Here is a 21,640-nt window from a genome sequence, read left to right as displayed (position 1 = left end):
GCGGGTGCCAATGCCGGCGCGCTCGCGCTGGCCAAGCGCGGCGATGTCACGGCCCGCAGCGAGCTCGGCCTGCAGCTCGATGCCGATCCGTGCTCGGCGGTGTTGCCGTCACCGGCTATGTCCGGGCGGCCTGGGCGCACTATTTCCGGCGTGATGCCGACCTGACCGCGAGCCTGATCGGACTGCCCGGCGCGAGCTTCACCGCGACTGGCGCTCAAGCCGACCGCAACAGCGCCCTCGTCGGCGCCGGCGTCATAGCCAGGTTCAGCGAGCGCGTCTCGCTCGGCCTCAGCCTCGACAGCGAGCTCTCCGCCAACAGCAGCCGCATCGGCGGATCGGCCCAGCTCAGGATCAGCTTCTAAGGGCAGATGATTTGTAGCAGAGGCGCGGGACGGTCGCCGCAGCCGACGCATGGGACGGTAATATGTCGACCTCAGGACGTTGAAGCCCGACGTCGCTTGAGCCAGCGACGAATGTCCAATTCCGGGCAACCACCCAACGTCTGGAGTTGGGGCTCAGCTAGCAGGTTCGTGGCGGCGCAGTCCGATCAGGATGACGTTGGTCATCGCCGTCGCGGCCGCGGCTGCATCCCGTTCGGCGATGGCGTCCACGATCTGCTCATGGGCCGCGACGGTGGCGCGGTAGTCGTCGGAATCCCTGGGTGCGCTGAGCTGGAACGACGCTCGCAGCGCCGCTTCGATGGCGGCGCCGATCGAGCGCATGAAGGGGTTTCCCGCGGCGTTGGCGACCGCGATGTGGAGGCTGAGATCGGCCTCGGCGAAATCCGCCGTCTGTCGAGCGGCCTCGGCACGCATCCGCTCGATCGCGGTGCGCATCAATGTGAGATCGGTCTCCGTCCTGCGCTCGGCGGCGAGCGCAGCGGTGCGCGGTTCGATGGCGAGACGGATCTCGGCGAGATCGGTCAGGAAACTTTTGTCGATGCCGGCGTCGAGGTGCCAGGCCAGCACGTCGGGGTCGAACATGTTCCAGGCGGCGCGCGGCCGGACCACCGTCCCGACACGCGCCTTGGTGCTCAGCAGTCCTTTGGCAACGAGGGTTTTCACCGCCTCGCGCAGCACCGGGCGCGAGACGCCGAAGGTGAGGGTCAGCTCGGCGTCGCCGGGCAGCTTCGCTCCGTCGGGATAGCGGCCGACGATGATGTCGATCCCGATGCTGCGCGCTATCTCCGCATGGTTCGAATGGGATCGGCGCGCCCGGATGACGATCAGGGGGGAGGTCATCGCGCCCCGGCTCCGAACGCGCGCGGGCGTCGCCGGCGCGCCAGAAGCAGCATCAGTTGTTGCAGGGCGATGAAGCCGAAGAGCAACAGGCCCGTCGCGATCTTGGCCCACCAGCTCGAGAGCATGCCGTCAAAGCTGATATAGGTCTGGATCAGCCCCTGGATCAGCACGCCGGCGAACGTGCCGAAGATGAAGCCGTGGCCACCGGACAGAAGCGTGCCGCCGATGACGGCCGCGCCGATGGCGTCGAGCTCGACCCCGACGGCCGAGAGCGAGTAGCCGCTCGAGGTGTAGAGCGAAAAGACGATGCCGGAGATGCCGGCGAGCACGCTGGAGAGGGTATAGATCAGCACCGTCGTGCGCCCGACCTCGATGCCCATCAGCGCAGCCGCGCTGCGGCTGCCGCCGAGCGCGTAGACATTGGCGCCGAAGCGCGTGAAGTGCAGCAGCATGGCGCACAGCGCCACCACGGCCAGCATGATCATGGCCGGCACCGTCAACCTGAAGCCGCCAGGCAGCAGGAGCGCATGTTCGGCGAGCTCGCTGTAGAAGGGCGCCGTGATCGGGATCGACTCGGTCGAGAGCAGGAAGCTCGCGCCCCGGGCCAGAAACATGCCTGCCAGCGTCACGATGAAGGGGGGCAGTTCGAAATACTGGATCGCCGCGCCCATCACTGCACCGAACAGCGCGCAGAGCAGCACGACGACGACGAAGGCGGCCAGCGGCGGCATGCCGGCCCGCTCGATGGCGAGCGCGAGGAAGACGGTCGTGAACCCGATCACCGAGCCGACCGAGAGGTCGATGCCGCCGGAGATGATGACGAAAGTCATGCCAACCGCGACGATGCCGAGGAAGGCGTTGTCGGTGAGCAGGTTCATCACCACCCGCGGTGAGGCGAAATTCGGATAGATCAGCGAGCAGATCGCGAAGCCGACGGCGAATACGACCGTCGTGGCGAGCACGGGCATGAAACGGTTCACGGGCGCCGCCTCCGCAGCAGCAGGCCGAGCCCGGCGAGCCGCGGCGACTGGGCGAGCAGCACGGCCAGCACCACGATCGCCTTGACGATGAGATTCATCTCCGGTGGGAAGCCCGACAACAGAATGCCTGTGTTCATCGCCTGGATGATGAGGGCGCCCAGCACCGCCAGGACCAGGCTGAAGCGGCCGCCGAGCAGCGAGGTGCCGCCGATCACCACCGCGAGGATGGCGTCGAGCTCCAGCCAGAGGCCGGCATTGTTGGCATCAGCTCCCATGATGTCGGCCGCGGCGACGATTCCCGCGAGCGCGGCGCAGAGCCCGCACCAGGCATAGATTGCGATGGTGATGACACGGGTGCCAACGCCAGCCAGCGCGCTCGCCCGGCTATTGCCGCCGGTCGCCTCGATCAGCAATCCGAGCGCGGAACCGCGCACGACGAGCAGCGCCAGCCCCAGCATGGCGAGTGTCAGGACGATCGGAGTCGGCAAGCCCAGCAGCGAGCCGCTGCCGAGCCAGGCCAGATCGGTGTTGGCGAAGGTGACGATGCGCCCCTCGGTGATGAGTTGCGCGATTCCTCGCCCTGCCACCATCAGAATGAGCGTCGCCACGATCGGCTGGATGCCGAGCAGTGCGACGAGCACCCCATTCCACAGCCCGCACATGAGGCCGGCGCCCAGCGCGCAAACAAGGACGAATCCCAGGGCATGGCTGTCCGCCAGGCTCGCCGCGATTGCGCCGCAGATCGCCATGACGGCGCCGACTGAAAGGTCGATGCCCCGCATGGCGATGATCGGCGCCATGCCGAGCGCCAGCAAGGCGACCGGCGCGCCCCGGTTGAACACATCGACGAGACTGCCGAAAAGTCGGCCGTCCTGTACCCGCAGCTCGAGAAAATGCGGCGAGAGGAAGCTGTTGATCGCAAAGATGACGATCAGCGCGACGATCTGCGGCATCCCAAGCCTCGGCAAGACAAACGACACGGCCTTGCGCGGCATCAGGCAGCCTTCGCAGCTTCGGCGGCGATCACCGCCAGGATGGTCGGCACACTCACCGCCTCGCCCTCCAGCCGCGCGACATGGGCCCGGTCGCGCAGCACCACGATCTCGTCGGCGTAGGTGACGATCTCCTCCAACTCGGACGAGGCAACGAGCAGGGCCATGCCTTCGGCGCAGAGCGCGCGGATGAGCTGGATGATCTCGGCATGGGCGCCGACGTCGATGCCGCGCGTCGGCTCGTCGAGGATGAGGATGGCAGGCTTCGTCGCGAGCCAGCGCGCCAGCAGGGCCTTCTGCTGGTTGCCACCGGAGAGCAGGCCGATCGGCCGTTCCGGGTCGGGCGGGCGGATGTCGAGCAGCCGGATCAGGCGGCCGGCGATGTCGTCCTGCTCGCGGCGCGAGAGCGGACGCAGCACGCCGCGTCTGGCCTGCAGGGCGAGCACGATGTTCTCGCGCACGGTCAGCTCGGCGACGATGCCTTCGGTCTTGCGCTCCTCCGGACAGTAGCCGAAGCCGAGCCGCATCGCCTGGCGCGGCGAATGGAGCGTGACCTCCTGCCCTCGGGCGGTCACGCTGCCGCTGTCGGCGCGCTCGGCGCCGAAGACGAGACGGGTGGTCTCGGTGCGACCGGAGCCCAGCAGGCCGGCGAGCCCGACGACATGGCCGGCCCGCAAGGTCAGATCGAAAGGCTCGACATAGCCGGCCTTGCCGAAGCCGCGGAAGACCGCGACCGGCTCGCTCTCGCGCGGTGCCGATACCGGACGCGCGGCCGTCGCCTCGCGCAACTCGCGCCCGAGCATCGTCCGGACGAGCTCCATGCGCGGCAGTTCCGCGGTGGCGGCCGAGGCCGCGAGCCTGCCATTGCGCAGCACGGTGATCCGGTCGCAGATCGCATAGACCTGATCCAGGAAATGGGTCACGAAGACGATGCCGATGCCGCGCGCGGCGAGCTGGCGCATCACCGCGAACAGGATCGTGACCTCATGCGCGTCCAGGCTCGCCGTCGGCTCGTCGAGGATGAGGACGCGCGCAGAGAGATCGACCGCGCGTGCGATGGCGACGATGTGCTGGACCGCGACCGAATAGCTCTCCAACGGCGCGCCGACGTCGATGTCGAGGTCGAATTCGGCGAGCAGCGCCCGCGCCCGGCGACGCATCTCGCCTTCGCGGACCAGACCGAAGCGTGTCGGCTGACGACCCAGGAAGAGATTCTGCGCCACCGACAGGTTCGGCGCGAGATTGACCTCCTGGTAGACTGTGGCGATGCCCGCCTTCGTCGCCTCGCCGGTCGAACGGGGAGCGATCTCGACGCCGTCGAGTTGCATCGTGCCGGCGTCGCGCGCGACGACGCCGGTCATCGTCTTGATCAGCGTAGACTTTCCCGCGCCGTTCTCGCCCAGCAAGGCATGGATTTCGCCGCTCTGCAGCGTGAAGTCGACGCCATCCAGCGCGTTGACGCCGGCGAACGACTTGGAGAAGCCGCGCAGCGCCAGCAGTGGAGCGATCTCGGGCGGGATCATGCGACCTCTGGATGTGTGCCGCGCGGGGTGGGCGCCGCGCGCGGCAGCGCCCACATCGAGCTTCGGCTCAGTAGCCGAGGTCCTTCTTGCTCTCGTAGACCGCCTGCGGATTGTCGGCGCCGGTGTAGAGCTTCGACACCGTCTGGATCCATTTCGGCGGGGTCGTGCCCTTGGCCTTGTAGGCGATGACGGCATCGAAGGCAGGTCCGGCCATGTCCGGGGTCAGTTCGACAGTGGCGTTGGCCTCGCCGGCCGCCATGGCCTTGAAGATGTCGGGCACCGCGTCGATCGAGACGGTCAGGACATCGGAGCCCGGCTTCAAGCCCGCTTCCTTCATCGCCTGGATGGCGCCGACCATCATGTCGTCATTATGGGCATAGACCGCGCAGATCGACTTGCCGCCGCCATCGGCCTTGATGAAGCTTTCCATCACTTCCTTGCCCTTGGCTCGGGTGAAATCCCCGGTCTGGCTGCGCACGATCTTCAGATTGGCATGCCCGGCGATGCCCTGCTCGAAGCCCTTCTTGCGGTTGGCTGCGACGCTGGCGCCGACCGTGCCTTGCAGTTCGACGACGTTGCAGGACTTGGAGCCCACGGTCTTGACCAACCACTCGCCGGCGACCTTGCCTTCATGGACGCTGTCGGAGGTGACTGCGGTCAGATAGAGGTCTTTCCCGGACGGATCGATGTCGCGGTCGAGCAGCACGACCGGAATCTTGGCTTCCTTGGCCTCCCTCAGCACGGCGTTCCAGCCGGTGGCGACGACCGGCGCGAGGAAGATGGCGTCTACGCCCTGGGCGATGAAGGAACGGATCGCCCTGATCTGGTTCTCCTGCTTCTGCTGGGCATCGGCGATCTTGAAGTTGATGTTGCGCTTCTTGGCCTCCGCCTTCGACACTGTCGTCTCGGCGGCGCGCCAACCGGATTCGGAGCCGATCTGGGAAAACCCGATCGTCAACTCCTTGGCGCCTGCACCCGAGCAAACGAGCGCGCCGCAGACTACGACAGCGGCATTCAAAGCCTTGAAATTCATGGGCGTTTCTCCGTTTCGTCGTTCGCTACGCGCCTCTGGAGAGCGCTTGTTGCAACGGGACCATGCCACAACCTCTAAGGGCTGAATAGTCATATTGTTTGACTTATCAGCGCCATTTCCAGCCCTTAGCCGAGCCTCCAAGCCGCGGCAAAGGCATCTTTTCTCCATGCCCAGATTGACACGGCGGCGGCGACTTGAGCGGAATCCAAGGCCGGAAGAACTGCAAAAGAGGTCCGCTTTTGGCCGTTGTGCCGGAGTCCGCAGGCTGGCGCATTTAGCCTCTAAGCTCTCTCAGCCGACGTAAAGTCAACGGCGACGACGGGACTCTGCAAGGCTGTTCGAGGGTCGTGGCTTCCGCAAAGGTCAACCGTCGGTGCAGAGCATCTGCCGAAGGTCTTCGTGGAGATCATCTTGATGCTCCAAACCGATCGACAACCGTACCAGCCCTGCTGGACAGTCGGATGCCTCTCCTTCCGTGCTTCGCCTGTGTTCGATAAGGCTTTCGGGCGATCCGAGCGAGGTTGATGAACGGAATATCTTGGCGCGGGAGCACAGGGCAACGGCAGCCGCGGCATCATCGAGCTCGAAGGAGAGCATGCCGCCGAAGCCGCCCTTGAACTGGCGGCGGGCCAGTTCATGCTGGGGGTGCTGAGGCAGGCCCGGATAATGCACGGCCCGCAGCTGGGGCTGGAGCACAAGCCATGAGGCTAGCGCCCAGGCCGTCTTGGAGACACGTTCCATCCTGAGCGCCAAGGATCGCATGCCGCGCAGGAGGAGCCAAGCCTCGAAGGGCGGCAGGATACTGCCTTGTGCCTCACGGGCGGCTACGATCTCACGCCACCACGCATCGTTCTCTGACGCGACGAGGACGCCGGCGACCAGATCGCCATGGCCGTTGAGATACTTCGTCGCCGAATGCAGCACGAGATCGGCGCCCAGCGTCAGCGGCCGGCAGAGCACCGGAGTCGCCGCCGTCGCATCGACCAGCAGCCTGGCGCCGTGACGATGCGCCAGTGCCGCCAGCCCAGCGAGATCCGGCACGCGCCAGAGCGGGTTGCTCGGGCATTCGGCCCAGATGAGTCGTGTCGGCGCGGCAGCGAGACTCTGGTCGACCGCATTGAGATCGCAGAGATCGACTTGCTCCAGTCCTAAGCCGAAGCGCATGGCGAACGCGCCGATAATGCGTCCAAACTCGTAATAGAGGCCGCTGTCGACCAGCAGCCGATCGCCCGGCGTGAGGGTTGCGAGCACAGCCTGAGCAGCAGCCGCGCCCGCCCCGAAGGCAGCCGCCGCCTCGCCACCATCGAGCTGGCGAAGAATGGTCTCGACGAGCGTCGCTCCGCCGTTTTCCGAGCGGGCATAACCCATCGCGCCGTCGCTGCCCGATCGTCGATGGGTCACGCCAGGATGGATCGACGGTACCAGTCCGCCTGTCGAAGGATCGGCGACGTGATCAAGCTGGGCGAGAATGGTTGCGGCGTGCATCGAGAATATTCTGTTCCAAGGGAGGCTTACTTTAAAAGTAGATTGTCGATTGTCGATCCTCGATCCAATTGCGATGGCTAAGGATCTGTGCGACGTTCCGTCTCCCTTACCGTCCGTCAGAGCTGAGATGACCGCCGACCGACCCAACGATCCCGCCGCCGATATCGAGCGACATGTTGCGGCCATCGAGCCGCAACTGATCGTGGTCCGGCGCGATATCCACGCTCATCCGGAAATCGGTTTCGAGACGGTGCGGACGGCCGAGCTTGTCGCGCATGAGCTGGAGCGGATCGGGCTCGCGCCGCAGCGTGGCGTGGGGCGCACCGGCGTCGTCGCCGAGATCGCCGGCCGGGCGCTTGGCCCTTGCCTGCTGATCCGCGCCGACATGGATGCGCTGCCGATGCAGGAGCGGACGGGGCTTCCCTTCGCCAGCACCATTCCCGGCAAAATGCACGCCTGCGGCCATGACCTGCACACGGCAACCCTGCTCGGCGTCGCCTCAGTGCTGCAGGCGATGGCACCTCAGCTGCGAGGCAGCGTGCGGCTGGTGTTCCAGCCGGCGGAGGAGACGGTGGAAAGCGGAGCCGCCGCCATGGTCGCCGATGGCGCGGCCGACGGCGCCGCCATCGCGCTCGCTTTCCACAACCGGCCCGAAATGCCGGTCGGCCGCTTCGGCTATGTTCGGGGAGCGTCCACAGCCTCGAGCGACGAGTTCGACGTGATCGTGCGTGGCAAGTCCGGCCACGCGGCCCGTCCGCATTCCGCGCTCGATCCGATCGTAGCGGCGTCGGCGATGGTCATGCAGCTTCAGACCGCGATTTCGCGCGTCATGGACCCGACGCGCTCGGCGGTGCTGACGATCGGCCACATCCAGGGCGGCTCGACGCACAACATCATCCCCGATAGCTGCCTCTTCCAGGGCACAGTCCGCTGCCGCTCGCCCGAAAGCCGCGACACGATGGAAGCCGCCTTCCGCCGCATCTGCGAGGGTGTCGCCGCCTCCATGGGTGTCACCTGCGAAATCGACTACAAGCGCGGCGCTCCGGCGCTGATCAACGATGACGGCGTCGTCGATGCGGTGATCGCCTCGCTCTCGGCACAGTTCGGCGCCGAACGGATCGACCAGCTCGAAGGGCGCTTCGGCGCCGAGGACTTTTCCTATTTCTCGGAGCGGATCCCATCCTGCCAGCTGCTCGTTGGTTCGTCGCAGCCGGGGCGCGACGACCGCGTGCACAACTCCGATTACCAGCCCGACGAGCGCTGCATCGGGCTCGGCGTTGCGGCGCTTTCCCGCGCCGCGCTCGACATTCTGTCCTGATCCCCCGCCATTTCGACAAGGCCCCGGAGACCTCGCCATGACCATCACACGCTCCGATTTCCTCAAGCTCGGCCTCGGCGCCGCAGCCGGTATGGCGCTCGGCGCCGCCCCACGCTCCGCCACTGCAAAGGAGTGGAAGCTCATCCGCGTCGCCACCGAGGGCGCCTTCCCTCCCTACAACATGCATGCCCCCGACGGCCGCCTGATCGGCTTCGAGCCGGAGCTGCTGCAGGAACTGTCGACCCGTATGGGCGTCAAATGCGAGATGATCGCCCAGGCCTGGGACGGCATGATCGCCGGCCTGACCGACGGCAAATACGACGCCATCATGGACGCGGTTTCGATCACGCCGAAGCGCGAGGAGGTCATCGCGTTCTCCCGTCCCTATGCTGCCGCCGGCTCGGGCTTTGCGATCATGAAGGAAGGCAGCATCAAGTCGCTGCCCGGCACAGGCGCGCCGCGTGTGCCCTTCGCGGATGAGGCCGCCGCCAAGAAGGCGATCGACGAGCTCGCCAAGTCCCTCGCCGGCAAGACCGTCGCCGTGCAGGTCTCGACCATTCAGAACGATGTCCTCAATCGCTACTTCAAGGATGTGCTGACCATCCGCACCTATTCGTCCGGGCCCGACACATTCCTCGACCTCAAGAGCGGCCGCGTCGACGCGGTGATGGCTTCGCAGATCAACATCCAGGCTAATGCCAAGAAGTCGAACGGCGAGATGATCCAGTCCGGCTATCTGTTCACCGGCGGACTGCTCGGCGTGGGGTCAGGGGTCGGCCTGCGCAAGAGCGATCCGGAACTGAAGGAGATGTTCGACAAGGCACTGAAGTCGACCATCGATGACGGGACCCTGAGGAAGCTGGCGCTGAAGTGGTTCGAAATGGATATCACCCCCGCGAGCTGACGCAGGCGGATCCAACGGGATGGACGACAGCCTGACATTGCTGGGCTTCGGCCCCGAGGGCTGGGGCCATGCGCTCTTGAATGGCGGGCTGATGACGCTCGCCGTCTCGGCCTGTGCCTTTGTGCTCGGCCTCGGACTGGGCACGTTGCTCGCATGGGCCCGGATCGCCGGGGCAGTGCCGGTGCAGCGTCTCGCGCAGGGCTACGGCGTCGTCATGCGCGGCATCCCGGACCTGCTGGTCATCTATCTGTTCTATTTCGGTGGCCGGCAAATCGTATCCGCCGTCGCGAAGCAATTCGGCCACGCAGGCCCGGTCGAGATCAGCGGCTTCGCGGCCGGCTGCCTCGCCATCGGCCTTCTGTCGGGCGCCACGCAGGCGGAGGTGCTGCGCGGCGCCTTCCACGCCATCGCACCAGGCACGCTCGAGGCGGCGCGGGTCACCGGCATGGGCCGCTGGACGATGTTCCGGCGCATCATCGCGCCGCTAGCGCTGCGGACGGCGCTGCCCGGCCTCGGCAACCAGTGGCAGTCCGTCATCAAGGAATCGGCGCTGGTCTCCGTCACCGGGCTGGTCGAGACGCTGCGCGCCGTGACAGTGGCGGCCAACTCGACCGAGCTGCCCTTCCTGTTCTTCCTCGCCGGAGGCGCGATCTATCTCGCCATCACCACCGTCTCGGGTTTCGTGTTCCGCATCGCCGAATGGCGCTCGATGCGGGGGCAGCCCACCACGGCCGGGCGAGGCTGAGCGATGGATCTCGCCTTCATCGCCCAGACGTTCCCCAAGCTGCTCGCCGGCCTGCCGCTGACCCTGCTGCTGGCGGTGCTGTCGCTGTTCGGCGGCGGCCTGGTCGCGCTCGGCCTTTCAGGTCTGCGGGCCTCGTCCTGGGTCGGCGCACGTATCGCGGATTTCTACGTCTACATCTTCCGCGGCACGCCGCTGCTGATCCAGATCTTCCTGATCTATTACGGGCTCGCCCAGTTCTCGGCCGTGCGCCATTCCGTGCTGTGGCCGCTGCTGCGCGAGCCCTATGTCTGCGCGTTGCTCTCGCTGATGCTGAACGACGCCGCCTATACCTCCGAGATCCTGCGCGGAGGCCTTCGTGCCGTGCCTGCCGGAGCGATCGAGGCAGCCCGCGTCGCCGGGATGACGCGACTGACGCTTCTGCGCCGCATCGTCCTTCCTCTCGCCTTCCGCCAGGCACTGCCGGCTTATGGCGCCGAGATCACCAGCATGGTCAAGGCGACCTCGCTCGCCAGCGTGGTCACGCTGATGGAGGTGACGGGCATCGCCCGTGCGGAAGTGTCCGAAACCTATCGTGCCATCGAAATCTTCCTTTGCGCGGCGGTGATCTATCTCGTGCTGGTGACGGTGATCGCGCGGGCGGTCGACCTGCTCGAAAACCACCTCACCCCCTATCGCCGCCCGACGAGCGCCCGGAGCGTGGCATGAAGCCGATCACGGTCAAGCTGAACCACATCCGCAAGAGCTTCGGTGGCCAGGAGGTTCTGCGCGGCGTCGATCTTGCAGCCCGCGATGGCGATGTCATCGCCATCATCGGCGCCAGCGGCTCCGGCAAGAGCACGCTGCTGCGCTGCATCCCTCTCCTCGAAATCCCGGATCAGGGCGAGGTCAGCGTCGGCGATGCGCAGATCCGCATCAAGGATGCCGGCCACCGTTTCTCGCGGGCCGAGCGGGAGACCGTTCGCCGCCTACGTGGCCAACTCGGCTTCGTCTTCCAGAGCTTCAATCTCTGGCCGCATATGACGGCGCTTCAGAACGTGATGGAGGTACCGCTGCACGTGCAAGGCCGCCCCCGCGCCGAATGCCGCGAAGAGGCCGAGGCGATGCTCGCCAAGGTCGGCCTCGCCGACAAGTTCGACGCCTGGCCGGCGCATCTGTCCGGCGGCCAGCAGCAGCGTGTCGCCATCGCCAGGGCCTTGGCAATGCGGCCGCGCGCGCTGCTCTTCGACGAGCCGACCTCGGCGCTCGATCCCGAGCTCGTCGGTGAGGTGCTGCGCGTCATCCGGGCATTGGCCGAGGAAGGGCGCACGATGCTGATCGTGACACATGAGATGGCCTTTGCACGTGAGGTCTCGAACCACGCCATCTATTTGCAAAACGGGCGTATCGAAGAGCAGGGTGCGCCTGAGCAGGTCTTTCTCGATCCGCAATCCGAACGCACTCGCCGTTTCGTCGGCATGCAGCGCGGAGGCTGAGGAGGTCATCATGCCGCTGACAAGCGACCAGCAGCCGATCGAGCGGCTCAGCCTCGCGGATGTGGCGATGCGCCGCCTGCGCGACGAGATCGTGCACGGCCGACTCTTGCCGGGCGAAGTGCTGACAGAGATCGCTCTGGCGGCCCGGCTCGGCGTCGGGCGCGGCACGGTGCGCACGGCGCTGTTCGCGCTGGAAGCCGACGAACTCATCGTGCGCGCGCCCTATTCCAACTGGCGCGTCGCCAACCTCGATGACCAGGTCATCTGGGAAATCTACACGCTGCGCGAGGCGATGGAGGGGCTCGCCGCCCGCATTCTCGCCGAACGGGCCGAACCGCGGTCAAAAAGTGTTCTCGTCGCCGCCTTCGCGCAGCTGGCACCGGCGGAAGCGGGTTCGATTGATGAGCGTGTCGCGGCCGATCTCGGCTTTCACCGTGCGATCGTCGAGACGACCGGCCACCGCCATCTGATCAAGCGATACGCTGCCCTCTCAACCAAGATGGAATGGCTCTACCGCTGGTCCGAAACGCATTGGCCGGCGCGCTTCCCGCTCGTAGACGATCATCGCGCTTTGTTTGAGGGCGTGATGGGCGGTACGCCCGACGAGGCGGAACGCGCCGTGCGCGCCCATATCGACCCCAGCCTCGCCGCCGATCTCGAGGGATATCGGGGACTCATGGCGGCCGGCGGCACAGTCTCGGAAGCAGCAATCATGAAGAGCGGTCAGTGATGGCAGGGCAGGTTATCGTGCTCGATGGCGGGATGGGCCGCGAACTAAAGCGCATGGGCGCGCCGTTCCGCCAGCCCGAATGGTCCGCGCTGGCGCTGATGGAGGCACCGGAAACTGTGGTCGCGGCCCACCGCGCCTTCATCGAGGCTGGCGCCGAAGTCATCACGACCAACAGCTATGCGGTTGTGCCCTTCCATATCGGAGAGCAGCGCTTTGCGCAGGACGGCGCGCGGCTGGCCGCTCTTTCGGGCGAACTCGCGCGGCGTGCCGCCGATGAGGAGTTTCAACGCAGCGGGCGCGCCATCAGGGTAGCCGGATCGCTGCCGCCACTGTTCGGCTCCTATCGGCCTGATCTCTTCGACGCCAAGCGGGCCCCCGCCATGCTGGCGGTGCTGATCGAGGCGCTGCTGCCTTCCGTCGATCACTTCCTCGCCGAGACGCAAAGCTGCATCGAAGAAGCGCTGGCGGCCTGCATGGCCGTCGCTCCCACGAGCAAGCCGATCTGGATCTCCTTCACACTGCATGATGAGTGCGGTGTCAGCGGCCTGCCAGCACTCCGCTCTGGCGAAAGCGTCGCGGAGGCCGTCGCCGCTGTCCGAGAGGCTGGAGCCGCCGCCGTGCTCTTCAACTGCAGCTTGCCGGAGGTCATGGGCCCGGCTGTCGACGTCGCGCGCTCTGTGCTCGGCGATACCGGGCTCCCGATCGGCGTCTATGCCAATGCCTTCCCGGAAAAGACCGGGACCGCGGCGGCCAACGAAGGCCTAAGCGATCTGCGCGACGATGTCGGGCCTCAAACCTATCGCGACTTTGGACGAGATTGGCGCCGCCGCGGGGCACGTATCATCGGCGGATGCTGCGGCATCGGCCCCGATACGGTCTGCGCGCTCCACGCTGAATTCAAAGCCGATTGAACGTCCGCTTCTGGCCAACGCGCCAAGGTCAGCTTATGGCGCGGTGACGCCCTACAGCTACTGCGATCGGCTCGCCGCGATGTTGTCGAGGGCTGCGATCGCGTCGTCCGGCAGGATCAGTGATGCGGCCGCGATGTTTTCTCGTAGATGCGCTACCGAGGAAGTGCCGGGGATCAGGAGAATGTTCGGGGCGCGCTGCAGCAGCCAGGCGAGCGCCGCCTGCATCGGCGTCGCGCCGAGCCGCGCCGCAACCTCGGAGAGGGTCGCCGATTGCAGCGGGGCAAAGCCGCCCAAGGGAAAGAACGGCACATAGGCGATGCCGTCTTCGGCCAGGGCGTTGATGAGCGCGTCGTCGCCGCGGTGTGCGAGATTGTAATGGTTTTGCACGCAGACGATCTCGGCGATACCACGGGCTTCCTGCACCTGCGCCGGCGTCACGTTGCTCAGGCCGATCTGCCGGACCAGTCCCCGTCGCTGCAGCGTGGCGAGCACCTCGAGCGGCGCGGCGATCGAGCCTTCGGCCGGGCCGTGGGCATCGAACATGATCCGAAGGTTGACGACGTCCAGCGCCTCGAGGCCGAGATTGCGCAGATTGTCCTCGACCGCCCGAACGAGTTCCTCCGCGCTGAAAGCCGGCAGCCAGGAACCGTCTTCTCCCCGGCGCGCGCCGATCTTGGTCACGATCACCAGATTGTCCGGATAGGGCGACAGCGCCTCGCGGATCAGCCGGTTGGTGATATGCGGGCCGTAGAAGTCGCTGGTGTCGATGTGGTCGACGCCGGCGGCAACCGCCTCGCGCACCACCGCAAGCGCCGCGTCCCTGTCGCGCGGAGGCCCGAACACCCCCGGTCCGGCGAGCTGCATGGCGCCATAGCCCAGCCGCGTCACGCGACGGTCTCCGAGATTGAAGCTGCCGGCCTGGTGGATCGTCTGCATGTCCATCTCCTTTGATGGCCATCAGCTAAACCTTGCCGATTTTGGAGATAATCCGGCATTGTCCGCACAGGCCGTGCGGGAATCCGAACAGTGAAAGCCGACCTCAGCGATCTCAGGGCCTTCCTCGCGGTGGCGCAGGCGCGCGGCTTCCGCGACGCTGCCCGCACCAGCGGCGTCAGCGCGTCTGCCCTGAGCGAGGCGGTTCGCCGCTTCGAAGTCGAGCTCGGCGTTCGCCTGCTCCATCGCACCACCCGCAGCGTCACCCCGACGGAAGCGGGAGCCCGGCTGATCGACCGCCTGGGGCCGGCGCTCGGCGAGGTGGAGGCGGCGCTCGCGGTAGCGAAGAGTCTGGGCGACGAGCCTGCCGGCACGCTTCGCCTCAATGTGCCGGTCAGCGCCGCCCGCCTCGTGCTCCCGGCGATCCTGCCCGGCTTCCTGGCCGCCTACCCGAATGTCAGCATGGAGATCGTCGCGGACGACAGCTTCGTCGATGTGGTGGCCGCGGGTTGCGATGCCGGCATCCGCTATGACGAGCGCCTGGAGCAGGACATGATCGCCGTCCCGATCGGGCCGCGCGTCCAGCGCTTCGCGACGGCTGCGGCGCAGGGCTATCTCGACCGGCATGGCCGCTCCCGGCATCCGAGGGACCTGCTCGGCCATGCCTGCCTGCTCGGCCGCTTCGCCAGCGGCGCGGTGACAAGCCCCTGGGAGTTCGAGCATGAGGGCGCCGTCGTGCGCGTCGAGCCGCGCGGACCATTGGTGGTGCGCGTCGGCGGCGCCACCGATCTTGCTGTCGAGATGGCCGTCGCCGGTGTCGGGATCATCCAGCTGTTCGAGGAATGGCTGCGCCCTCATCTCGAAAGCGGCGCTCTCGAGCCGGTTCTGGAGGATTGGTGGCAGCCGTTCTCGGGACCGTTCCTCTACTATTCCGGCCGCCGCCTCGTGCCCCCCGCGCTGCGCGCCTTCATCGACTTCATCAAGGCAAGGCCGTGACGGGACCTGCGCAACCTACTCGGTTCAACCGGTGCCGACTCATGAGGTGAGTCGGATCTGTCGATGTCCGCTTGAGGGCGGCGAGCCAATGTCCGTAAATGGCGCATACCGTGAGCACCCCGACGAAGGTTGTTGTCTTCCAGTGACCGGGCGGAACGGTACACCGCAGCCTTTCTCAGCGCAGACCTCGCGGCAGCTTGCGCGCATTCGCGCGTGCCGGGTCGGCCTTCCAATCGTCAACGGATAGCGTCGGCAGGTCGAAATAGTCCCGTGTCGTCGCGTAGCCCTGTCCGCCCATGCGACCGACCGCGTCGAGCGCGGCAGGGTCGACATGCAGCCGCTCATTGACCGTATCCGCCCGGAAATGCGCGTAGACGACCTCACCCAAGATGATCTCGCGCGAATTGCCGATGCCGAGCGTGGTGTGGTGGCGGCATTCGAAGGCGGCCGGCGCCTCGCCAATCCAGGGGCAGGGCACCTTTTCGCCGGGCATGGCGGTAAGGCCGGCTTCAGCGAGCTCGTCGGTACCTGGCTCGAACGGCACGGCGCAGACATTCATGCCGGCGACCAGCGCGTCGGAAACGATGTTCACCGTGAAGGCGAGCGTCTCGCGGACATTGCGGCCGGTATCCTTCTGCGCGCCGGTCGGCCGGTACTCGACGCCGAGGGCCAGGATCGCCGGATCGGCCGAGAGGCAGTTGAAGAAAGAGAACGGGGCCGCGTTGACGATCCCGGCCCTGTCGACCGTGGTGACAAGCGCGATCGGGCGCGGCACCACGGCGCCGATCAGGAGCTTGTAACGCTCGCGCGGCGTCAGCGCGGCAAAGTCGAAGGTGACGATGTCGACGGCGGGGGAACTGGTTGATGTCGCGAGCGCGGCGGTCACGGTACGGTCAATCCTTCGCTTAAGGGTACGAGACCTCGCGGATGTCGCGCTCGCCGCGCGGAGCGATCATTGCGCGGGTGACGACGACCTTGAGGTGACGATTCATGAGACGGTGGCATGCGCGGCGTCGCGCGCCAGACCCTGATCAACTCGCGATCATTACGCTCGTTGTTTCGGAAACGGAGCCACTGCGCACCTCGTTCAAACCGCAACGCGGTGCGTTGCCAGTGGCGTATGGCAGCTCAGGTTCTCGAACCCGTCATGCGTCACGGCGTAGAAGTCGCCGAGATTGGCGCCGGCCGAGAGCGGCTCCAGCCACTGCGCGTGCAGGACGAAGACCATCCCTTCCTCCAGGCGGTCATAGTTGTGGGAAGCGAGGTTGAAGCTGTTGCCGGCCCCAGCCATCCCGACTGCGTGGCCGATATTCGGGTTATGGGGGCCGTGCGTCGCCGGATAGACGTGCATCAACTTACGGCCCTGCGCCTCCCAGTCGGGCGCGCTGACCTGTTGCCGCTTGATCAACCGCGGCCCGCCATCATCGGCCGTGCTCCAGTTATAGGGCATGATCCGCGTTTCCGGCGAGGTCAGCAGCCCCTTCTCGATCAGGGGCCCGAACGCGGCGTTGTTGACGTCCCTCATCAAGGCTCCGGGCCGGATCAGCTTTTCGGCGCGCTTGACGCCTTCCTCGCAGGCAGAGAGCACCAGTTCCTGCCGATCGGTGATGTCGCCGAAGGCGATCATGCGGGAGGTCTGGGCGTTGTAGCCGCGGAAGGTCACGTTCGAGATGTAGAGATTGGCGATATCGCCGGGCCGCATGACGTGGCCATAGGGCTTGCCGCAATGGGTTCCGAAGGCGTTGGCGCCGATCTGGTAGCCATCAGCCGATTCACCGCCGCGCGCCAATTGCGCGTAGGTGAAGGCGGCGAAGATCTCGTGATCGGTCACGCCGGGCCTCGCCACATGATAGGCGGCCTGAATGCCGATATCGATCAGCTGCGATGCCGCCCGGAACATGTCGACCTCGCGCGGCGAGCGCACGCGCTGCATCCGGTCGATGATGCTGCTGTCGTCGATGAACTTGGCGGCCGGAACCAGTTCCCTCAACAGGCTGATGAATTCTCCAGACCGGGCGTCGCCCATCCAGCCGATCTGCGGGCGGGCGGGAACGAGGCTGCCAAGCAGCTTGGCGCAAGCCTCGGCTGTCTTGACGACCGACGAGCCCGGCCGGTCGGCATATTCGCGCCCGATCGCGCCGATCTGCCAGATGTCATCGACCAGGACCGGCTCACCGCCCGGCGGCAGGATGACGGCCTGGGTGAAGAAGGAGAGCAGCGTCAGCGGCTTGTCCTCGTCCATCGGGACGATCAGCACGCCTTCGCGCATCCAGTCGCAGAGATAGCGCAGATAGGCGTTCGAGGTGTGAAACCAGCCGATCATGTCGGTGTGGACGATCAGGACGTCGTGCCCGGCCACGACGCATTCGCGGCGAACCTTGCGCAGCCGCTCCTCGAACTCCTCGAGCGGGAGCGGCAAAGGCGCGTTGAACTGGAAATCGGGCTCGAAATCGGCCAGCAGGGCTTCGATGCGGCGGTGGCCGGCAGGCGGCATGAATGTCACGGCTGTGATCCTTCCAGGAGACTGGCTTTGAAGCATGCCTAGCCTTGGCGCTTGGGCTCGAGCGCTCGCCAGGAGACGATGAGGCAAAGCAGAACCGCCCCGATCAGCAGGCCGGAAATCGCAGCGACCCGCACGTCGAGCGATTCCTCGATCATCTGGAACATCCGCAGCGGCAGCACCGTGGTGCGCGCGTCGGCGAGGAACAGCGTCACGGAGACATTGTCGAGCGACTGCATGAAGACGAGGAACATGCCGGCCAGGATGCCCGGCAGCATCAGCGGCAGCGTCACGCGCAGGAATGTGCGCAACGGCCCGGTCCCGAGCAGGGCCGAGACCTCCTCCAGACTTGGATCCAGCCGCTGGGTGATCGCCGCGCATGAGCGGTACATCAGCGGACCGAACACGACGATGTGGCCGAACACGACGAGTCCGAAGGAAGGACTGAGGCCCGCGCGCCCCGATGCGATCAGCGCAGCGAGACCATAGACGAGGCTCGGCAGCACGAGCGGCGCCAGCATCAGCGGCTCGACGGCTGCAGAGGCTGCAGGCTTGAGCCGTGTCACGCCATAGGCGGCCGGTGCGGCGACGAGCACAGCGCCGAATACCGTCAGGACGGCGATCTGCACGGAGTGAAGGATCGCAGTGTGGATCGGGGCCGACTGCGCCGGGTCGAGCAACGCGCTGTACCAGCGCAAGGAGAGCCCGTCCGGCGGGAATTTCAGCGTCTGCCCCGCGGTGAACGACATTGCGAGGCCGACCGCCACGGGGGCGATCATGAAGGCGATCGCGAGGCCGCCTAAGCCATAGACGAGGAGTCGGTAAGCCCAATCGGATAGGCGGGAGCCGTCAAGCATGGCCGGCGAGCCTCGGATGGCGGGAGGCGGCCGTCATCGCCAGCATGACGATGCTGGTCGCCGCCAGCAGCACGAAGGCTGCCGCGGCCGCCGATGGCCACTGAAACAGCACGCCGACCTCGCGATAGACGAACTGCGGCAGATAGATCAGCCGGGCGCCGCCGATGACCGACTGCGTCACATAGGAGGTCGTCGCGCCGGCGAAGACCAGCACCCAGCCGGCGAGGATGCCGGGCGCCATCATCGGCAGCAGGATCGTCGACAGGACGCGCCAAGGGCCGGCTCCGAGCGTCGCAGCGGCCGCGGCCAGACTGCCGTCGCTGCGCGTCATCACCGCGATCACCGGCAGGACGAGCAGCGGCAACTCGATCTGGGCAAGCACCACGACGAGCGCGGTTTCGTTGAAGAGGAGGCTGCGCGGCGCCGGGAAGAAGCCGAGCTCGACCATCGCCTGGCTGATCGGCCCCAGTCGGCCGAGGATGACGATCCAGGCGAAGGTGCGCACGACGTTGCTGGTCAGCATCGGCAACAACGTCAGGAAGACGATGACGCGACGCATCCTCGGGCCGGCATGCCAATAAAGCAGCACGATCGGCAGGGCGATGAGCGTGGTCAGCGCGACCACTTTCGCACCGAGCCCCAGCGTGTCGACCAGGACACTCAGGATGAACGGGTCGGCGAACAGGCGCCGATAATTCTCCAGCGTCGGCGCGCCGGAGGTGTCGACGAGGCTGAAGACCCCGAGCAGAGCGAGCGGCACGAGGAACCCTGCCAGCGACAATGCCAGCATGGGCAGCAGGAATGGCAGTGCGTTGCGGTTCATCGTGCGCTCGCCTCCGTCCGTTACTTGCGGACGACGCGGTCAAACTCGGCCGTCCAGGCGGCGCGCTTGGCGTTGATTTTCGCCCAGTCGGGATAGACCAGCGTCTTCATCTGCTCGTCCGAGACGAAGGCCTTGATGCCGGGAGGCAGCGGCACGTCCCCGTTGGTCGGGATCATCTCGGTCGGCGGCAAGGCGAGCTTTGCCTGCGCGTCGGCCGAGATTGCCGCATCCATGTATTGGTAGACGCCCTCGGGATTGGCCGCGCCCTTGGCGAGGTGGATCGTCACGGGAACGCTGGGCGAGCCGCTGGCGGGATGGACGAATTCGCAGGGCACGCCGAGCGATTTGAGGCGCGCGACATTGCCGGTGCTCGCCATGAAGACGGCGATCTCGCCCTGCTGGAACATCGTCATCTGCTGGCTGCCATTATTGGCGATGGCGCCGATCTTCGGCAGATGCGCGGCGAGCAGCTTGAAGACCGGCGCCATGTCGTCCTCGCCGCCGCCATAGAGCTTGGCGATCTCGACCCAGGCCATGGTCGCGGTGTTGGAGCCGAAGCCGATCCAGGCGACCTTGCCGTCATAAGCGCGGTTCTCGAAGAGATCCTTGTACCCGGCGGGCTTGGGCACCAGGCTTGGGTTGTAGGCGATGCCGTTGATCTCGACGGTGACGTTCGGCCCGTATTCGGTTCGGGCGGCGGCGCCGAGCCTGCCCCAGTTCTTCAGCTTCGATGGGTCGATCTTCTCGATCAGCCCGCGCGACGCCGCCTCCGCCGTCTGGCCCGGCGACATCAGCAATGCATCGAAGGGCGGCTTGGAGGGGTTGGCCAGCAGCTTGGCGAGCTGGTCCTGCGCCAGTGCCGGCGCGACCACGAGCTCGGTCCCTTGCGCCTGGACGAGCGGCGCGACGATCTTGCGGTAGGCGTCCTCCCAGGCGTTGGGAAACGAGGCGGCGACGACGGAGCCTGCCGCGCGAACGGACTCCGGCGACAGCAGCCCCAGTGCCGGGAGGCTGGCAAGGCCGGCGGTGAATTGACGACGGCTGAACGGATGGCTGGTCATGGCGGCGATCCTTCTGATGGCGGTCAGGGAGCAGGGAACAGGCGGCAGCGATCGAGAGCGAAGGTCACGAAGACGTCTTCCGGCAGGTTGTCGGTCGAGGATCCGGGCACGCGGTTTTCGGCGGCGCGGACCTGATGCGTGCCGGCGACCAGAAGGTCGTGCATCATCAGCGGTCCCTGGGGGACGGAGAGCATGCGCTTCGCAGGCAGGGCGCCGGCGGCTGGACCCGCCCGAAGCATCACGTGCTCGGGCCTGACCGCGAGCACGACGGGCGAGCCCGGCACGAACCCAACCGGAGCGGGCATCGGCAGCATGGCGCCGGAGCTCAGCCGCAACAGGCTGGTGCCACCGGCATCCGTCTCGACGATGGCATCGAGCAGCGAGGCGTGGCCGACGAAGCCGTTGACGAACAGGCTCGCCGGACGATCGTAGAGCTCAGCCGGCCGGCCCGCCTGTTCGACGCGGCCCCGGTTCATGACGATCAGCCGGTCGGCGACCGACTGCGCCTCGTCCTGGTCATGCGTCACGATGATCGCCGTAATGCCCAGGCTGCGCTGGAGCCGGACGAACTCAAACTGCAGATCGGCCCGCAGGCCGCGATCGAGCGCCGCGAAAGGCTCGTCGAGCAGCATGATGGCCGGGCTCGGCGCCAAGGCACGCGCAACTGCGACCCGCTGCTGCTGCCCGCCGGAGAGCTGCCGCGGCAAGCGATCTGCAAACGGGGCGAGCCGCACCAGCCTGAGCATCTCGTCGACACGCTCGCGGCGTTCCGCCCGCGGAATGCGCGACAGGCCGTAGGCAATGTTCTCGGCAACCGTGAGATGCGGAAAAAGCGCATAGTTCTGGAAGACCATGCCGACGCTGCGCTCGCGCGCCGGGACATTTGAGACGTCGCGCTCGCCAATCCGCACGGACCCCTCGGCCGGGCGCAAAAGCCCGGCAATGACGCGCAGCATGGTCGACTTGCCGCAGCCGCTCGGTCCCAGGATCGCGGCGATGGTTCCGGCCGGAACCTCGAAGCCGACATCCTCGATGGCTGCCGCCCCGGCATAGGCGTGGCTGACGCCTGCCACGGCGAGACGCTGTCCGAGCCGCGGCGCAGAAGCCTCCTGGTTCGTCTCGGCCGCCATCGACAT

Annotated in this window: 22 protein-coding genes; 9 read left to right on the top strand and 13 right to left on the bottom strand. The window is 66.6% G+C overall.

Features of this window, described 5'->3' with window-relative positions; translation table 11 throughout:
* Positions 1–89 precede the first annotated feature (89 nt).
* Positions 90–362, top strand: coding sequence for an autotransporter domain-containing protein (locus ACSQ24_RS27840; RefSeq protein ID WP_436098030.1), 273 nt, complete (start codon positions 90–92; stop codon positions 360–362).
* A gap of 153 nt (positions 363–515) precedes the next feature.
* Here the strand turns inward: ACSQ24_RS27840 and ACSQ24_RS27835 are convergent, their stop codons facing one another.
* The 6 genes from ACSQ24_RS27835 to ACSQ24_RS27810 form a co-directional block, all read right to left on the bottom strand.
* Positions 516–1,241 carry a FadR/GntR family transcriptional regulator gene (locus ACSQ24_RS27835; protein WP_436098029.1) on the bottom strand — a complete coding sequence of 242 codons (726 nt, stop codon included), beginning with the start codon at positions 1,239–1,241 and terminating at the stop codon, positions 516–518.
* Positions 1,238–2,209, bottom strand: a complete 972-nt coding sequence (gene yjfF, locus ACSQ24_RS27830; RefSeq protein WP_436098189.1) for a galactofuranose ABC transporter, permease protein YjfF — start codon at positions 2,207–2,209, stop codon at positions 1,238–1,240. Before yjfF ends, ACSQ24_RS27835 begins: the two co-directional genes overlap by 4 nt.
* 8 nt (positions 2,210–2,217) lie before the next feature.
* A complete protein-coding gene (locus ACSQ24_RS27825) occupies positions 2,218–3,201 on the bottom strand; it encodes an ABC transporter permease (RefSeq protein WP_436098188.1) in 984 nt (327 codons plus the stop codon).
* Between the two features lie 14 nt (positions 3,202–3,215).
* Positions 3,216–4,736: a sugar ABC transporter ATP-binding protein gene (locus ACSQ24_RS27820; protein ID WP_436098028.1), complete on the bottom strand. Its 1,521-nt coding sequence runs from the start codon at positions 4,734–4,736 to the stop codon at positions 3,216–3,218.
* Between the two features lie 67 nt (positions 4,737–4,803).
* Complete coding sequence (gene ytfQ / locus ACSQ24_RS27815; protein ID WP_436098027.1) at positions 4,804–5,769, bottom strand: galactofuranose ABC transporter, galactofuranose-binding protein YtfQ; 966 nt, start codon at positions 5,767–5,769, stop codon at positions 4,804–4,806.
* A gap of 363 nt (positions 5,770–6,132) precedes the next feature.
* Entirely contained in the window at positions 6,133–7,254 is a 1,122-nt protein-coding gene (locus ACSQ24_RS27810) for a trans-sulfuration enzyme family protein (protein WP_436098026.1), read from the bottom strand.
* Between the two features lie 127 nt (positions 7,255–7,381).
* On the opposite strand from ACSQ24_RS27810, the gene ACSQ24_RS27805 reads away from it, so the two are divergent.
* Genes ACSQ24_RS27805 through ACSQ24_RS27775 form a run of 7 tightly spaced genes read left to right on the top strand, consistent with a single transcriptional unit; the run spans position 7,382 to position 13,334 of the window.
* Positions 7,382–8,572, top strand: a complete 1,191-nt coding sequence (locus tag ACSQ24_RS27805) for a M20 metallopeptidase family protein (RefSeq protein ID WP_436098025.1) — start codon at positions 7,382–7,384, stop codon at positions 8,570–8,572.
* A 37-nt stretch (positions 8,573–8,609) separates the two neighbouring features.
* The gene (locus tag ACSQ24_RS27800; RefSeq protein ID WP_436098024.1) at positions 8,610–9,476 is read left to right on the top strand and encodes a transporter substrate-binding domain-containing protein; all 867 of its coding nucleotides are present in this window, start codon (positions 8,610–8,612) and stop codon (positions 9,474–9,476) included.
* Positions 9,477–9,495: 19 nt separating this feature from the next.
* Entirely contained in the window at positions 9,496–10,221 is a 726-nt protein-coding gene (locus ACSQ24_RS27795; RefSeq protein WP_436098023.1) for an ABC transporter permease, read from the top strand.
* A gap of 3 nt (positions 10,222–10,224) precedes the next feature.
* A complete protein-coding gene (locus tag ACSQ24_RS27790) occupies positions 10,225–10,926 on the top strand; it encodes an ABC transporter permease (RefSeq protein WP_436098022.1) in 702 nt (233 codons plus the stop codon).
* Entirely contained in the window at positions 10,923–11,693 is a 771-nt protein-coding gene (locus tag ACSQ24_RS27785; protein WP_436098021.1) for an ABC transporter ATP-binding protein, read from the top strand. The genes ACSQ24_RS27790 and ACSQ24_RS27785 overlap by 4 nt, the downstream gene beginning before the upstream one ends.
* 10 nt (positions 11,694–11,703) lie before the next feature.
* Entirely contained in the window at positions 11,704–12,423 is a 720-nt protein-coding gene (locus ACSQ24_RS27780) for a GntR family transcriptional regulator (RefSeq protein ID WP_436098020.1), read from the top strand.
* Complete coding sequence (locus ACSQ24_RS27775) at positions 12,423–13,334, top strand: homocysteine S-methyltransferase family protein (protein ID WP_436098019.1); 912 nt, start codon at positions 12,423–12,425, stop codon at positions 13,332–13,334. Before ACSQ24_RS27780 ends, ACSQ24_RS27775 begins: the two co-directional genes overlap by 1 nt.
* Positions 13,335–13,391: 57 nt before the next feature.
* Here ACSQ24_RS27775 and ACSQ24_RS27770 read toward each other — a convergent pair whose 3' ends face one another.
* Positions 13,392–14,270, bottom strand: coding sequence for an aldo/keto reductase family oxidoreductase (locus tag ACSQ24_RS27770; protein WP_436098018.1), 879 nt, complete (start codon positions 14,268–14,270; stop codon positions 13,392–13,394).
* Positions 14,271–14,360: 90 nt separating this feature from the next.
* On the opposite strand from ACSQ24_RS27770, the gene ACSQ24_RS27765 reads away from it, so the two are divergent.
* The gene (locus ACSQ24_RS27765; RefSeq protein WP_436098017.1) at positions 14,361–15,263 is read left to right on the top strand and encodes a LysR family transcriptional regulator; all 903 of its coding nucleotides are present in this window, start codon (positions 14,361–14,363) and stop codon (positions 15,261–15,263) included.
* Positions 15,264–15,438: 175 nt separating this feature from the next.
* On the opposite strand, the gene ACSQ24_RS27760 is transcribed toward ACSQ24_RS27765, so the two are convergent.
* The 6 genes from ACSQ24_RS27760 to ACSQ24_RS27735 form a co-directional block, all read right to left on the bottom strand.
* Positions 15,439–16,149 carry a flavin reductase family protein gene (locus ACSQ24_RS27760; RefSeq protein ID WP_436098016.1) on the bottom strand — a complete coding sequence of 237 codons (711 nt, stop codon included), beginning with the start codon at positions 16,147–16,149 and terminating at the stop codon, positions 15,439–15,441.
* A 201-nt stretch (positions 16,150–16,350) separates the two neighbouring features.
* Complete coding sequence (locus ACSQ24_RS27755; protein ID WP_436098187.1) at positions 16,351–17,757, bottom strand: M24 family metallopeptidase; 1,407 nt, start codon at positions 17,755–17,757, stop codon at positions 16,351–16,353.
* 47 nt (positions 17,758–17,804) lie between these two features.
* On the bottom strand, positions 17,805–18,620 hold the full coding sequence (locus ACSQ24_RS27750) for an ABC transporter permease (RefSeq protein WP_436098015.1): 816 nt from the start codon (positions 18,618–18,620) through the stop codon (positions 17,805–17,807).
* Positions 18,613–19,443, bottom strand: a complete 831-nt coding sequence (locus ACSQ24_RS27745) for an ABC transporter permease (RefSeq protein WP_436098014.1) — start codon at positions 19,441–19,443, stop codon at positions 18,613–18,615. Before ACSQ24_RS27745 ends, ACSQ24_RS27750 begins: the two co-directional genes overlap by 8 nt.
* A 20-nt stretch (positions 19,444–19,463) precedes the next feature.
* On the bottom strand, positions 19,464–20,504 hold the full coding sequence (locus tag ACSQ24_RS27740; RefSeq protein ID WP_436098013.1) for an extracellular solute-binding protein: 1,041 nt from the start codon (positions 20,502–20,504) through the stop codon (positions 19,464–19,466).
* Between the two features lie 23 nt (positions 20,505–20,527).
* Positions 20,528–21,640, bottom strand: a complete 1,113-nt coding sequence (locus ACSQ24_RS27735) for an ABC transporter ATP-binding protein (protein ID WP_436098012.1) — start codon at positions 21,638–21,640, stop codon at positions 20,528–20,530.

Source organism: Allobosea sp. LjRoot237, from assembly GCF_964253285.1.
Lineage (GTDB): Bacteria > Pseudomonadota > Alphaproteobacteria > Rhizobiales > Beijerinckiaceae > Allobosea.
The sequence above is the reverse complement of the archived record's forward strand: the minus strand, read 5'-3'. Positions and strand labels throughout refer to the sequence as shown.